Raw genomic sequence first — 14,394 nt, 5'->3', positions numbered from 1 at the left:
AGAGAGGGAGAGAAACTGTATGAGTGAACTAAAGCTGCCCGATGACTTTCTATGGGGAGGCGCCGTTTCGGCCAACCAGTGCGAAGGGGCATGGAATGTTGGCGGTAAAGGCGTCAGCACGGCAGACGTGGCCGCCGCAGGGAAGCATGGCGAAGCCAGGCTTTATACTGAAACGATTCAGGAAGGGGTTTATTATCCAAATCATGACGCCATCGATTTTTATCATCGGTATCAGGAGGATATCGCGTTGTTCGCCGAGATGGGTTTCAAGTGCTTCCGGACAAGCATCCATTGGACGCGGATTTTTCCGAACGGGGATGAAAAGGAGCCGAATGAAGAGGGGCTGGCCTTCTATGACCGTCTGTTCGACGAATGTCTAAAGTACGGGATCGAACCGGTGGTGACGATCTCCCATTATGAAACACCGCTGTACTTAGTTCAGAAATACGGCTCCTGGACAAACCGGAAGATGATCGACTTCTATCTAAACTTGTGCAAGGCGCTGTTTAAGCGGTTCCATACCAAAGTCAAGTATTGGATGACGTTCAACGAAATTAATGTCATCACGCTCAACCCGGAGGTTGCTGCGGGAATCCGGCCCGGGCAGGGCGACTCCAGAAGCCAAACGCTGTACCAGGCGGCGCATTATCAGTTTGTGGCCAGCGCGAAAGCCGTCAAGCTTGGGCATGACATTAACCCGGAGCTTAAAATCGGAATGATGATGCTCTACCCGCTCTCGTACGCCGAAACCTGCTCGCCGGAGGACAATCTGGAGAATATGCATAACATGGATCTGCACTATCTGTTTTCCGATGTCCAGGTCAGAGGCTATTATACGCCAAAGGCCAAAAAGTATTTTGCCCGCAACGGCATTGTCCTTGATATTACTGAACAGGATCTTCAAGACCTGCAGGCGGGCACCGTTGATTATATCGGCATCAGTTATTACATGTCCCTGGTGACAAGCGCGACCCCCGAACGGAAAATTAAAGTTAAAGGCAACATGCTGGACGGCATCGTGAACCCTTATCTGGAAAAAAGCGACTGGGATTGGCAGATTGACGCCGTAGGCCTGCGCATAGCGCTGAATAACCTGTATGACCGATACCAGCTGCCGATTTTCGTGGTGGAAAACGGACTCGGGGCCATTGACGTCAAGGTTGAGGGCGAGCCGATCCAGGATGACTACCGGATCGCTTACTTAAGCAAGCATATCGCCCAGATGAAAGAGGCCATCCTCGTCGACGGAGTAGATGTTATGGGCTATACAGTATGGGGATGCATCGATTTAGTCAGCGCTTCGACCGGGGAAATGAAGAAAAGATACGGCATGATCTACGTTGACCGTAACGACCAAGGCGAGGGTACGCTGCAGCGTGAGCGCAAAAAGTCCTTTGAGTGGTACAAAAATGTCATTCGCACCAATGGGGAAACGTTACTCTAAGGCAGAAGGAGTGGAACCGAAATGAAATTTCCTAACTTGTTCAAACCGATCCGAATCAAAAATGTTATGTTCAACAATCGCATCATCGCCACGCCGGCAGGGCCTTACAACGATAAAGCCATTGGCGGCGCCGGCGTCATCATTACGGGAAGCGCTAATGTCAGCCGCAAACGGGCCAGTTACTCGCGGCCGGACGAACCATACATTTTCGATAAATATCAGATCGAAGCTACGCGCAACCGAGTCGTCATTGCGCATCAGGCAGGTGCCAAGGCTTCGCTGGAGCTGATCCACTCCGGGCAATATGCACGGGTCGACGATTATGCGATCGGGCCTGTTGACCTGGTCAGAGCGGATGGAACCATCGTAAAGGCGATGGATGAGCAGATGATGGAGGAAGTGGCCAACGACTGGGCGGAGACGGCCTTGCGCGCCAAGGAAACCGGCTTTGATCTAGTCATGCTCCATTTTGCACACGGCTGGCTGCCGGCAGAGTTCCTGTCCCCGCTGTTCAATAAGCGGACGGATGAGTACGGCGGTTCTTTCGAGAACCGAATCAAATTCCCGAAGATGATCATCGATCGTGTACGTCAAGCCGTCGGCAATGATTTCATCGTCGATATGCGCATCAGCGCCTCGGAGATTGTGAACGGCTCGATCGAATTTAAAGATGTGCTGGAGTTTATTAAAATTGTGGAAGATAAGCTGGACATGGTGCATATTTCAGCCGGTCTGGATATCAATTACGAAGGCAATGTCCATATGGCGCCTACTATCTTCAAGGAGCATATGCCGAATGTGGAATGGGCCGCCGAAGTGAAGCGCCATGTGAAGATACCTGTCGCCGTCGTCGGGGCCATTATGAGTCCTGCGGAGGCCGAATCCATTATCGCGGAAGGCAAAGCCGACTTTGTCGCTTTGGGCCGGCCGTTGATCGCAGATCCTTTCTGGCCGCAGAAAGCGAAGGAGGGGCGGGACGAGGATATCGTACCTTGCCTGCGCTGCCAATACTGCTATCATATTTCAACCGAACGAAAAAATGTCGGCTGCTCCGTCAATCCGCGTTATATGCGGTACGACCTTGTTCCGCTGCAGCTTCCAAAATCGGATAAAGCGAAAAAAGTAGTCATTATCGGCGGTGGCCCAGCCGGAATGAAGGCTGCTCTGGTGGCGGAGGAACGCGGGCATGAGGTGATTCTGCTGGAGAAGGGCAACTCCTTAGGCGGTGCGCTCCGTTATGCTGAATACGAAGAGCTCAAGATTGACCTGTACAATTATATGAAGTATTTGATCGTTCAGATCAACAAGTCCAAGGTGGAGGTCCGGCTCGGCACGGAAGCAACGCGGGAAGTTGTCGAAGGATTGCAACCGGATGCAATCATTATCGCTATCGGAGCCTATCCATTTACACCTCCGATCAAGGGCGTGCAGCAAGACCATGTCTACGGTGCGCTTGATGTGTATACCCGGATGGAGGAGATCGGCCAGGATGTGGTGCTTATCGGCGGGGGCTCGACCGGCTGTGAGCTGGGGATTGAGCTTGCCAGACACGGCAAGAACGTGACCATCATGGAGTCCGGTAATCTTCTGGCCAAGAACGGCAACATCTTGTACCGCGTCGCCCTGGGTCAAGCCATGGACAAGCAGCCGACGCTGCACACCAAATTGAACGTGAAGGTTCAGGAGATTACCGCGAACGGTGTTGTATTTGAAGCGGAGGGTGCACAGCACATAATTCCTGCCGATACGGTCATCCTTTCCACAGGAATGAGAACCAACCCGCAACTGATCGATACATTTTACGGCATCGTACCGGATACGTTTGTAATCGGCGATGCCAATAAACCACGAAATGTGATGGATGCAACCCGAGAAGGATACTTTATTGCGAAAAATTTGTAGACCGGAGGGAACCATATGTTCGGATTTAGAAAAAAAGCGGCGGAACCCGCAATACTAGAGATCGCTTCCCCGATTCAGGGAACGATTCTTTCCTTGGACAACGTTGAAGACGAAGCCTTTTCGAGCAGAGCGATGGGCGAAGGCATTGCGATTGAACCCCATGAAGGCAAGGTCGTAGCGCCATTCTCCGGCAAGCTTGTTCATCTAATGGAGAAGAGCAAACACGCCATGATTCTAGAGCATGATTCCGGCGTACAAATTTTGATCCATGTCGGGATGAACACCGTATCGCTCAAAGGCGAAGGTTTTATCGCCCATGCTTCGAGCGGAGACCGGATCACCAAAGGCCAATTGCTTCTGGAGTTTGACATTGCCGCCATTCAAGAAGCCGGATATCCCGTTGTAACTCCCATCATTGTTCCGGGGGGTCAAGAGATAATCAAGCAGGTGGATACTTCTAATCCACATAAGGATGCTATCATTAAAGTGACGTATTAATCGATCAGAATAGAATCAAGTCCCAAACACCCCCAAGCGCTTTTCACGCATGGGGGTGTTTGCGGTTAAGGACGGATTGACCTTCAAATATAATACTGCATTAATCGTTCGATCCCAATCTTGCTTCCAATTCCTGTCTGACCTTGCTTTCATTTTTCTCATATTTTACATACTTCAGCATAATGATCGCTCCGACCGCGAAGAAGATGGCCGGCAGCCAGGTGAAGCAAAATTTAATGGCGGCCAATGATTGAGGGGTCTGTACCGCATTGGCCACATAACCCGCGCTATCCAAGATCATGGAAGGGATAAAGCTGCCAAGGCCCGAGCCCAATTTGATACAGAATGAAATTCCGACCGCCGTCAGAAATCCGCTGGCTCTAATGCCGCTTTTCCATTCCCCGTAATCGACCGTATCCGAAAGCATGGCGAAAGGCAAAGTAACCGCGATCCCGGTTCCAAGCGAAGCCAATGTCCATCCGATAATAATCAGCGTGATGTTGCTGCCGGCGAACCCGATCATAAGTTGGCCCAAGGCTGCCAGCGACAATCCGATAATTTGCGTATGGGACTTTATAAGCCGTTTGACCAGATAGGGCAGCACGGTGATCGAGATCATTTGAACAACGACAAGACCGTTTAATATAGCGGCCAAATTCTTTTGTCCCAAATTATACTCGGAGTAATAGATCACCGTCGACGATCTTGCCGTGTTGGCGATCCAATAACAAATGAATACGATAACAAGCGTAATCCAAGGCCAGTTCCCTTTAATGGCGCGGAAGCTTTGACGTATAGATACGGATTTGGCTTTCTGTGTCGTACCGATTTCTTTCGTTCCGCCGAAAGCGAACAGAAGAAGCAGAATAGCGGCGACTGCAAAAATGCCTACGGTAACGCTAAATCCCACTTGATCGTTTCCTTTACCGAAGAAATCAACCAACGGGAGCGCAAACGAAGCAGTAATCAAATACCCGATCATTCCTCCGTTGCTTCTCCAGGAGTTTAACCGGACTCTTTCATCGGAATCGTAGGTCAGATTCGGCAGCGCCGACGACATGGAAGCACTGATGCCCGTGTAAATAATACCGGCCAGAATATAGGTTACCATGGCATAAATTGTTTTTCCGGTTGTCGATAAATCCGGAACGAGAAAAGCCAGAAATACGGAAATTCCGAAAGGAATGGAAAGCCATAACCAGTAAGGGCGGCTTTGTCCCCATTTTGTCCGCGTGTGATCGATAACAATTCCCCAAACCGGAGCGTCCAGTGCATCGAAGAAGCGCGCTATAAGCAAGATCATACCTGCCGCCGCAACGGAAATTCCAAATACGTCCGTATAAAAATACATGATGTAACTCGTAAGGGTACAATAAAGCAAATTCCCCGCCGTATCGGTACTGGCGAACGCCAGTATTCGTTTTAAAGATAATTTCGATGTTTTTGGATCGGTGTCCGTCTTCTTGTCAAAGTCTGGAGTAGTCGTAGTTGCCATTTCTAGTTGTGCCTCCTCTACTGTTTAAAAGGAATAAACCGGCCGTTGGAATAAAGAATTTGGTTTGTGATTTCCCCGTTTTGAGAAATATAGTGAACATCGGCATCATAAAAATGATATTCCGTCGGATACGGAGCGTAACTCCGAATTAACAGGCCATGCTCTGTAAGTTCAATACATCCATTGATCGCCTTGATTTGATCGCCTTCTTTATAAAGGAAGGTTTTCTTACCGAATCCATCGAGGTATGCTGCAAGTTCTTCTCCCATATCCCAGTCGGCGGTTTCTTCTTCCTTATTGAACAGCTTCGAGAAAATTCCGCCATCCCGGTAAAAGGTGGATTGTCCGAACCGATTTCTTGATAAATCGGGACGATTGATATTAGGGCCCCCGACACTATAGGTGGATGCCGCTTCCCCGGTATTCAGCCTCCGGTCGGTCGCTTTCGCGTCCGTATCGTAGCAATATAAAATGCCTGCGGTAGCTCTATAAGCCGCCTTTAAATAGCGGGTATCCCGCAATTTCTCGTATACCTTTAGTGTAGCCGCCGCAGTTAATCCGCCCCATAGGGAGTGAATCATATAAGAGAGGGCTTCCCACCAGCGGTCCGGATTTTGCGCTCGGAAGTCATTGGAGAAACCGATGTTGGCAAGCAGTAATTCTCCGTATTTTTCGGCCGCTTCGATATGACCGGAGCTCGCAAGTGCGCCTGCCGCCGGACCGAATCCCGCATTATCGTAAAAATGCTCGGTTACCGCCGCTTTATAAGTGTCGCTGTCTTTGGCGACATTTCCGGCTATATCGTACCATAGCGCTTGTATTTCCCTATATTTATCCGCCAATCCCCGGTTTTTTATTTCCTCCAGCAAACCGTCGATATATAAGAAGAAGGTCCCCAGCATTTGGGCTTCTTCTTTTCCTCTAACCGTGTGGTGCAAGTCGGGATTTACCCGCAATCGGAATACTTCCGCCGCCCACTCCAAATAAGTGTCGGGGCTATTGTGCTTCAATATGCTTGGGTCAAAACGCGACAATAAATAGAACACATGACCTATATATTCGAAATCCATGCACCGGTAGAATTCACCGTAAAGGAAGGAAGGCTTTGAAAAGTCTCCATTCACAAACCATTTGGGGCGAATGTAGTTGACGCAGCTTTCTTCCACCTTTTGCACTTCGGAGATATCAGGTTGGTTGCCCAATAAATTTTTTTTCAGAACAAAACTGAGCTTCCCCAACGACTCGCCTTGATTGGAAATCGGGGAATAGGAATGCGGAACTTCTCCTTCGGCACCGCTGTAAAGCACGTTGCTGATATATTCCGCCCTATTGTTGATGATGTTTTGGATCGGACGCATTACATTAATAACCACGCTATCGATTTTTCCGTTATCGAGTTCGATGGAAATTTTATGTTCACCGGGTTCCCTAAATATCAAAGCGGCTTGATAACCGCTTTCACTTCGATTCATGGAAGACATTATACTTTGCGTCTTGCAGGCTTCATTCGCATCCTTGTACTCTACGTAAGCATCCTTCAAAGAAATATCGGAAGATAAAGTAAACGAGAAATCATAAGGCTGATGGATGATGGCTAGCGGTTCAAAATGATATACGGGATGCCCGTATTTCTTGCCGACCTGATAGAAATCTTCCTGATTCTCAAATTCCTCAAGCACAAATCGCCAAGCCTTTTCTTCGTTCGATGTCAGTGAGAATCCATCTTTGGAATAGATCCAATCGGAATTGGTAAATCCTTGAGGATATCCGCCCGCCAAAACCAATTGGTGAAACAAAATGCCGTCCAATGAAGGGGAAACGTTTTCGAAAAAATGATTCTCGTATTCGCAATAGGTTCCGACGGATTTGGTTTCGCCATCCAGCTGATAAAGGCCCAAATGGGGAGCGGAATTGCTTCTTCTCACACACGCCAATTTGGTGAAGCTCTTCGACACGGATGGAAACACGGCTGTTGAATGATGGGTTTGAATGTTCAAATCGTTAATGCGGTACATCACATAAGCAAATGATGACCAGACTCTAAAATCGGAAATCAAGACTTCATGATTTGTACGATTGATTAATTGAATCGACCAAAACAAGGCGTCCGCCGACTGTTTCAGGTCGTAATTAAAAATGATCTCCACCTCGTCAAAAACATAGGTTACCATCGCCGTTTCTTTGGACAAACTCAAATTTCCGTCCACATCATCGCTGCTATATTTTTTATCGTTCACAGCAATCCAAAAATTCCCGAATAATTTATCCTTGTCCTCATAATGTACTCTTTCCAAATAATCCTCATCGACAACCCAATTCATCCGGTGCGGGTCGTTCTTTAGAATCAGTTTTGATACATTTCCATTCGGGCTAAAATCAACTAAAAATTTCCGGTTCTCCACATGGCAACCTCCTTTGTTTCATGGGAACAGTAAAATATGAAGATAATTAAAGAAACGTGAAGAAAAATAAAGGAAATAAATTTTTGAGAAGCGCTTACTGTAATCGCTTACTATTAAGTATAATAGAAAATAACAAAATTAAAATAAACGATCCCAATACCTTTTTATACATTTTCACTTTTATGAATACCAAGTCTTAGTAATGGAGGGGACATTCAATGAATGGAGATTTAATGATTTCGATCGCGATTCCGCCTTTTCCCATATTTATTGAAGGAAACTTCACGGAGTATGGCATAGGCGCTCTGCATCCCGACCGAAAGAATCTGGAGTATTTCGACATTATTCTTGTTAAAGAAGGAGCCTTGTACTTGGTGGAGGAAGGGGTGGAATATACGGTCGGAAAAGATGAAATGTTGGTCTTGCTGCCGCATAAGCATCATTATCCGCTAAAGCCGACGGATGAAATAACAAAATTTTATTGGATACATGTCTATGTCACGGGCAACTATGAACAAAGCAGTCAAGCAAGACCGCTGGAGTCCGGTATTCCGATTCCTTCGCTTCACTTTCATAATAAATTTCATACCATTCATCTCTCCAAGAAATGTAAGCTCATTGATACGGACGATATTTACCGCAAAATACAAGAGCTGCTGGAAGGTACGACAAGGAAAGATACAAATATAACATTTTGGGATATTCAACAGCGTTTTTTTTCTCTATTGAATCTCTTGGACGGGCAAAATCAGGCGAAAGATTCAAGTGTTGTGGTCGCCGAAAAAGTAGAACAATTCCTTCGCGCGAATTTTAACAAAGATATTACTAACGAAACTTTGGTGACCAAATTTAATTTGCATGAGAATACCATCGCCAAATATTTAAAGCAGCATTACGGCTACACGCCCATGGAATATTTAAAGGAATATAGGTTGGAACGGGCAAGAGATCTCTTGCTTAAAACGGATTATTCCATACAGAAAATAGCAGAGCTTTGCGGTTATCGCTGGGTTCCCTACTTTTCCCGGTTGTTCAAACAGAAATTTGATATTTCGCCGCTTCAATACCGGAAGAATCATATTGGGACACAAGCTTAAGCTTCTGATTCTTCTTTGCAGGCAAAAAAGCACCCCTTAGAAATTCACCGGATAAACCACAGGGGGTTATTCCAGCGTCATTCTGTGGGGTGCTCTGCAAAAATCGCATCTAACGGTATTGTTTATTACTGGAGGATCTAACGAAGATAGAGACGATACAGCCAATGATTAGTAACAAAATGGGAAATCCAATCAACATGATGAGGGCTGAGTATATTCCTTCATAACTGGTTGTGTTGATGACAATAGGAATATTTACTCCGACAAATGAAAGAATGAAGAAAATTACCCCGATGGCAAGTCCAATAAGACCGAATATTTTAATAATTCCTGCCTTTGAAATTGATGAGCTTGTACTCATAGTCCGATCCCTCCCTCCGATATTCATATTCCCTAAGTAGTACGTGATAGGCTACTTCTTGAAATATATGCCGAGATTAATAATATGATACTAATTAATATATAAGTGAAACTTAATATCCATGGGTTTATTCCTATGTCTGTAACCCAGTTTGTCCCTTCTGTTGATGTTGTAACCATGAAGTCAAGATAAGGCATTTTGTTAATTGGACCTATGTACCAAATGATCATATATAATATCTCAAATGTACGGTTTGTTTTAGTAAGTACCCCTGTGGCAAGCCCAAAGCTAGGGATGAGTAGGGCAGCCGAAATCCAATATGCCACATGCGGGGCATCACCTTCCAAAATAAAACGAATCAGCATGCCAATCCCTGTTATACATGTCAGTAACAAGCCTGAGAACCAAACGGCAGTTAGCTGACGGAAAACAAAACGCGGACTCGAAGCTACGAGAAAATAAGTCTGGTAGCGATATTCCCGATTCCCCATTCCGGACCAGAACACTAACGGCCAAATCCAAGTAATGGGCCAGATCATCCATTGAGCCGAAATGTCAAGCGGCATAGATAGACCTAGGATGATCAAGATCATAGCCACAATATACCAACCTGGTGCAATACCCTTCATCATTAAACGCCATTCGGCAAATACCAGCGGCAAGAAGGATTCACGAACGGTTACCGGTGTTAGTGTCGCTGCACGGACTTCAGAGTCCGAAATTTTATTACCTAAATTCATGCCTTGAATTGCCTCATCCAAAGGGGTTGCGGATTCTTCCTGGTCGTTATCAACTGCATAGGGGACTTCCTGGAAGCGACGAAAGATTACAGCAGCCACTAATACCAGCAGGAAGGCATAAAGGAAAAGTATTAGTTGCTGTCCAATTAACGATTCTGTCCATTGTATGCCCTGCCATTCGAATAGCTGAATAGGTTTCTCGCCGAGAGTCAGGATACCTATGCCGTATGAACCTGAAAAGTTCGGCTCCAGCGCGGTAAGATCATTGACCATTCTGTCTGTAATGATGTCGGTCCCATAGGGGATGTAACTGGAGCAAGTAACGTATACGATAAAAATGATAAAGTAAATCACATTTCCGAGCGCGCCTTTTAAAGGCTTGCATGTTTCAAATAAAACGGAGAGAGCGGAAACGACGGCTAGCGTTGGAAAAGTCAGGAAGAGGAACGGCGATATCAAGTCCCATAATTCAATCTTCATAACCTCTTCGCGTACCAGTTGCATAATTATCGCCATTAAAATAACCACAAAGACGATAATGGACAAAACGGCAAAGTTGCTTATTGTTTTACCAATCAAATATTTCAGCTTACTTACGGGGGTTGCCGCGATAATTTGCCCGAAACCCGATTGTTCATCACGCTTTATACTATTTTTTACTAAATAAAATCCAAACAGCGAAAGGAATAGTGTAGTAGAAATGGCAACCGATGCTCCTACCCAAGCGGAATTGTAGATCCCGCGATAATAATCCAGATAAAGCGTCACATAACCGCCATCCGCAGGCGGAACAAAGAAGTAGGCCACCATGATCATAATCCCCAAAATGACCAGAAACGAAAATCGTCTAATCCTCTCAAGAAGATCAGCTTTTGCAATATTATATATTGTGCGGAATACTTCCACTGTAAGTTCCCTCCTGGGTACTCTTAATGTACAAATAGGCATCTTCTAGGGTTGGAGATACTTCAATGGAGCCGGGCAGCGGCGGTTGATCGGAAACAATGCGAAGTTGCAGGCCGTCCTCTCGGCGAATGGTGCTACTGATTGTCCACTTGGAGCGGGCTTCTTGAAGCTCATGATCCGCAATGACAACAGACCACACCTTGCCGTGTACTTTATGTAGGAGTTCTGAAGGGGATGATTTAGTTAGTAATTGACCCTTCGATAAAATGGCGATCTGATCGGCGGTTGCTTCTACATCAGATACAATGTGCGTAGAAAGGATAATGATTCTTTCCCCTGATAAATCCGTTAATAGATTACGAAAGCGAACCCGTTCTTCTGGGTCAAGGCCTACGGTCGGTTCGTCAAAGATAAGCAGTCTGGGATCATTGAGCAATGCCTGGGCAATTCCAATTCGCTGGCGCATCCCTCCTGAGAAGCTGCCGATCGGGCGTTTTAAAGTATCGTGTAAATTTAACAGCTCAAGTATTTCCAATATCCGTGGTCTGATTTTACTGCTGTCCAGGCCCTTCAATGCGGAAACATATTCGAGAAATTCTACGGGGTTCAATTGTGGGTATACGCCAAAATCTTGAGGTAAATATCCGAGGGTACGACGCAATTCATCGGGTTTTTTACGAATATCCGTCCCGTCCCAATTCACTTTTCCATTCGAAGGTTGCGAGATGGTTGCAAGAATTCGCATCAGAGTAGATTTACCTGCTCCATTGGGTCCAAGTAAACCTACAATTCCTGGTTTTAATTGCAGGTTTATATCCTGTAATGCCCATGAGCTTTTCCTGTACTGCTTGCTAACTTGTTGAATGTTGAGCAGCATTCCCGTGCCTCCTTAAGGAAACAAATATAATTTTTGGAAAGTAAATAATTGTAAGTCGATTATATGTTTTGCTTACTTACTTGTCTATAAAAGAAGAAGCGCATCACAGGTATATCGCCTTTCAAGCGGGTAAATAATTTACAACGAGCAAATTCATTAGCCGGAAAAGGGGTTGGTAGCCAGTGGGCAGAAAGCTATTACTGACCGGGGCGGCCGGAGTAATTGGGAATGTACTCTACAAGGGTCTGAAACAAGACGACAGGTATGACGTAATTGGAGCGGATATTGAGGCTGATGAAGCACAAGGGATCGTTAAATTGGATATAGCGGATGAAGCGCGGCTGTTGGAACTGACAAAGGGAGTCGACACCGTTCTTCATTTCGCCTGGATCAAGGACAACGAAGACTTCCTCGGAAAAGTGCTGTCAGGCAACGTGAGCGGGGCATATAAGCTATTTGAGGCGGCGGTGGAAAATGGCGTGCGGCGCGTTATTTTTGCCAGTTCCAATCATGCTACCGGTTACTATAGAACGGACGAGAAACCGGGCCCGATGGACCCTTACCGCCCGGACAGCTTCTATGGACTAAGCAAATGCTACATCGAGCTGCTGGGACGATTGTACTCGGATCAGGGTAAACTCTCTTCATTTAATATCAGAATCGGCAATTTCCCGGGGGATGACCGGCCTCATTCGGAGCGGGCAGGGCATATCTGGATTTCCGAACGGGATATGCTGCAGCTGGTTGTTTGCTGTATTGAAGCGGATGAAAAGATGGCCTATTTGAATTTGTACGGCACCTCCGCCAACAGCGACAATTATTATAATATTGATTATCTGGAGGAACTTATCGGATACAAACCCCAGGATGATGCGACCGAATTGCTTGAGCAAGCCAAGGCGGCGGGACGCAAGATACGCCAGGATGAGACCATTTACCAAGGCGGACAAGAGTAAGGAGCAAATGGGCTTTTGTTAAAGATGAATTGTTTATCTTAAGTACATGTGGGGAAAATCTTCCATAGGGAGTAGGAAGCAATTAAGACTGCTGAGACAGTCTCGCTGTTAAGGAGTTATAGAAGGGTAAAGAAATGGCATGCCACCTTCACAAAATGAGGGTGGCTTCTTAACTTTGTCGGAGTTGTAAAAATTGGAAGGGGGTACTATACTCAAGCTATCTTTAAATAAGAGGTGGTCAGTTTGCATAAGTTGAAACTAACATTAATGTTACTTATAGCTTCACTCATGCTCGGATTACTAGGTTGTACAAGCTTGCCGGCGGCAAACACTGTAAAGTTGAAGGTGATGACTCACGACAAAGAAAACAGATACTTTAATAATCAATATGGTGATATGTTCCATGCCCAGAACGATTCGATTAAGATTGAGCTTATTAGACCCAAAAGTATAAAACTTGAGAAGACGGCTCCGAACTATGTGCAAGCTCTCCAACAATCTATTGAACAAGAACAACTGGATGTTCTTCAGCTAAGTATTTATGACTATAAACTGTTGTCAGCAGCAGGGTTCTTGTTAGATCTTGACCCGTTAGTAGCGCGGGATCAATACAATATCGAAACAATTTTTCCTTCAATCACTAGCTTACTTAGGGAGCAAGGCGGTGGAAAGTTGTATGGTTTTGCGCCTACATTCCAGCGACAAGTCATCTTTTACAATATGGACCTGTTCGATCAATATGGAATTGAGCCGCCACACGATGGAATGACTTGGCAAGAACTTATCGGCTTAGCAGGACAATTTCCCACTGGTGGAGATGAGCAATCCAGGATATACGGCGGGTTCACGAGTTTTGGGTTAAACAAAGAAAACCCTCTAGATGAGCTAGGTGTGAGGATCGGTTTATCTATGGGATTAAAGGCAGTTAACCTTGATACAATGCAAGTTACAATGGATACAGAAGGTTGGAAGCAAGCGTACGAACAAGCTCAAGCGGCATTATCAACGAATGCCCTGCACAAAGGTGGATTTAACACGGATGAAGACTTCAATGAACAGCAACCTTTTGCTATGGGAAGACAAGCAATGTTGATCGCTGAAGAACCTAGCTGGGCATATAGTGTACTTGACTATATAAAAAGTGGTAAATCAGGGGTTAAACCCTTTAGAGTAGGGATGGTGGTAGGTCCAGCGGATCCATCTAACCGAGAAATAACAAGAGATCTGAACTTGAATAATGATTATGTATATGCGATTCGTGCTAACTCCTCCAATGTGGGTGCTGCATGGGAATTGTTGAAGTTTATGCAGGGTGATGAGGTTGCAGGCAAATTGGCGAGAAGGCCTGACAATGGAATACCTTCACGCATGGGTCAAACAAGCGATTTTTATGGAATTAACCTGGATGGATTCTATCACTTAACCTCAGTGCCGCCGAGTAATTACTATGATGATCCTAATGATAATATTATTACGGATGAATTCAAAGAAAAATATGGGGAGATTATCTATCGTGAATTGACCCAAGTAGAGGAGTCTCGAAAATCCCTGGATGACGCACTACAGACGATTCAACGAGATGCGCAAGCTGCCCTTAATGAAGAAGTCCTTGCCAGGAAAGTTAATGGAGAAAATGGGGATTTAAAGCCGGACAATGGCCTGACAACAGACATGACCATCAATTGGGATGATTTTAAGACGGTACCTTTTAAATGA

11 protein-coding genes are annotated in these 14,394 nt (G+C 45.7%); 6 read left to right on the top strand and 5 right to left on the bottom strand.

All coding sequences use genetic code 11. The features are described from left to right. The first annotated feature begins 19 nt into the window (after positions 1-19). From V3851_RS04000 to V3851_RS03990, 3 genes are read left to right on the top strand one after another with little or no spacing between them, the layout of a single operon-like run. Positions 20-1,444, top strand: a complete 1,425-nt coding sequence (locus tag V3851_RS04000; protein ID WP_331845177.1) for a 6-phospho-beta-glucosidase — start codon at positions 20-22, stop codon at positions 1,442-1,444. A gap of 21 nt (positions 1,445-1,465) precedes the next feature. Next, positions 1,466-3,346: an oxidoreductase gene (locus V3851_RS03995; protein ID WP_331845176.1), complete on the top strand. Its 1,881-nt coding sequence runs from the start codon at positions 1,466-1,468 to the stop codon at positions 3,344-3,346. Between the two features lie 15 nt (positions 3,347-3,361). Continuing rightward, on the top strand, positions 3,362-3,844 hold the full coding sequence (locus V3851_RS03990) for a PTS sugar transporter subunit IIA (RefSeq protein ID WP_331845175.1): 483 nt from the start codon (positions 3,362-3,364) through the stop codon (positions 3,842-3,844). 100 nt (positions 3,845-3,944) lie between these two features. On the opposite strand, the gene V3851_RS03985 is transcribed toward V3851_RS03990, so the two are convergent. Continuing rightward, positions 3,945-5,339, bottom strand: a complete 1,395-nt coding sequence (locus V3851_RS03985; protein WP_331845174.1) for an MFS transporter — start codon at positions 5,337-5,339, stop codon at positions 3,945-3,947. 17 nt (positions 5,340-5,356) lie between these two features. Further along, a complete protein-coding gene (locus V3851_RS03980; RefSeq protein WP_331845173.1) occupies positions 5,357-7,741 on the bottom strand; it encodes a hypothetical protein in 2,385 nt (794 codons plus the stop codon). A 218-nt stretch (positions 7,742-7,959) separates the two neighbouring features. On the opposite strand from V3851_RS03980, the gene V3851_RS03975 reads away from it, so the two are divergent. Continuing rightward, complete coding sequence (locus V3851_RS03975) at positions 7,960-8,838, top strand: helix-turn-helix transcriptional regulator (RefSeq protein ID WP_331845172.1); 879 nt, start codon at positions 7,960-7,962, stop codon at positions 8,836-8,838. Between the two features lie 109 nt (positions 8,839-8,947). Here V3851_RS03975 and V3851_RS03970 read toward each other — a convergent pair whose 3' ends face one another. From V3851_RS03970 to V3851_RS03960, 3 genes are read right to left on the bottom strand one after another with little or no spacing between them, the layout of a single operon-like run. Next, positions 8,948-9,199 carry a hypothetical protein gene (locus tag V3851_RS03970; RefSeq protein ID WP_331845171.1) on the bottom strand — a complete coding sequence of 84 codons (252 nt, stop codon included), beginning with the start codon at positions 9,197-9,199 and terminating at the stop codon, positions 8,948-8,950. Between the two features lie 32 nt (positions 9,200-9,231). Beyond that, positions 9,232-10,845: an ABC transporter permease gene (locus V3851_RS03965; RefSeq protein ID WP_331845170.1), complete on the bottom strand. Its 1,614-nt coding sequence runs from the start codon at positions 10,843-10,845 to the stop codon at positions 9,232-9,234. Beyond that, positions 10,820-11,722: an ABC transporter ATP-binding protein gene (locus V3851_RS03960; RefSeq protein WP_331845169.1), complete on the bottom strand. Its 903-nt coding sequence runs from the start codon at positions 11,720-11,722 to the stop codon at positions 10,820-10,822. The genes V3851_RS03965 and V3851_RS03960 overlap by 26 nt, the downstream gene beginning before the upstream one ends. Positions 11,723-11,904: 182 nt before the next feature. Here V3851_RS03960 and V3851_RS03955 point away from each other — a divergent pair, with 182 nt between their 5' ends. Together V3851_RS03955 and V3851_RS03950 are read left to right on the top strand one after the other, a co-directional pair. Next, a complete protein-coding gene (locus V3851_RS03955) occupies positions 11,905-12,678 on the top strand; it encodes an NAD-dependent epimerase/dehydratase family protein (RefSeq protein WP_331845168.1) in 774 nt (257 codons plus the stop codon). Between the two features lie 243 nt (positions 12,679-12,921). Beyond that, positions 12,922-14,394, top strand: coding sequence for an ABC transporter substrate-binding protein (locus tag V3851_RS03950; protein ID WP_331845167.1), 1,473 nt, complete (start codon positions 12,922-12,924; stop codon positions 14,392-14,394).

This window comes from Paenibacillus haidiansis (genome assembly GCF_036553665.1).
In the GTDB taxonomy this organism is placed as follows: domain Bacteria; phylum Bacillota; class Bacilli; order Paenibacillales; family Paenibacillaceae; genus Fontibacillus; species Fontibacillus haidiansis.
The sequence above is the reverse complement of the archived record's forward strand: the minus strand, read 5'-3'. Positions and strand labels throughout refer to the sequence as shown.

Bases quoted from the DNA above. Each gene is read 5' to 3' on its own strand.
- V3851_RS03995 (WP_331845176.1), top strand. From the start codon at position 1,466: ATGAAATTTCCTAACTTGTTCAAACCGATCCGAATCAAAAATGTTATG.
- V3851_RS03975 (WP_331845172.1), top strand. From the start codon at position 7,960: ATGAATGGAGATTTAATGATTTCGATCGCGATTCCGCCTTTTCCCATA.
- V3851_RS03990 (WP_331845175.1), top strand. From the start codon at position 3,362: ATGTTCGGATTTAGAAAAAAAGCGGCGGAACCCGCAATACTAGAGATC.
- V3851_RS03970 (WP_331845171.1), bottom strand. From the start codon at position 9,199: ATGAGTACAAGCTCATCAATTTCAAAGGCAGGAATTATTAAAATATTC.
- V3851_RS03960 (WP_331845169.1), bottom strand. From the start codon at position 11,722: ATGCTGCTCAACATTCAACAAGTTAGCAAGCAGTACAGGAAAAGCTCA.
- V3851_RS04000 (WP_331845177.1), top strand. From the start codon at position 20: ATGAGTGAACTAAAGCTGCCCGATGACTTTCTATGGGGAGGCGCCGTT.
- V3851_RS03985 (WP_331845174.1), bottom strand. From the start codon at position 5,339: ATGGCAACTACGACTACTCCAGACTTTGACAAGAAGACGGACACCGAT.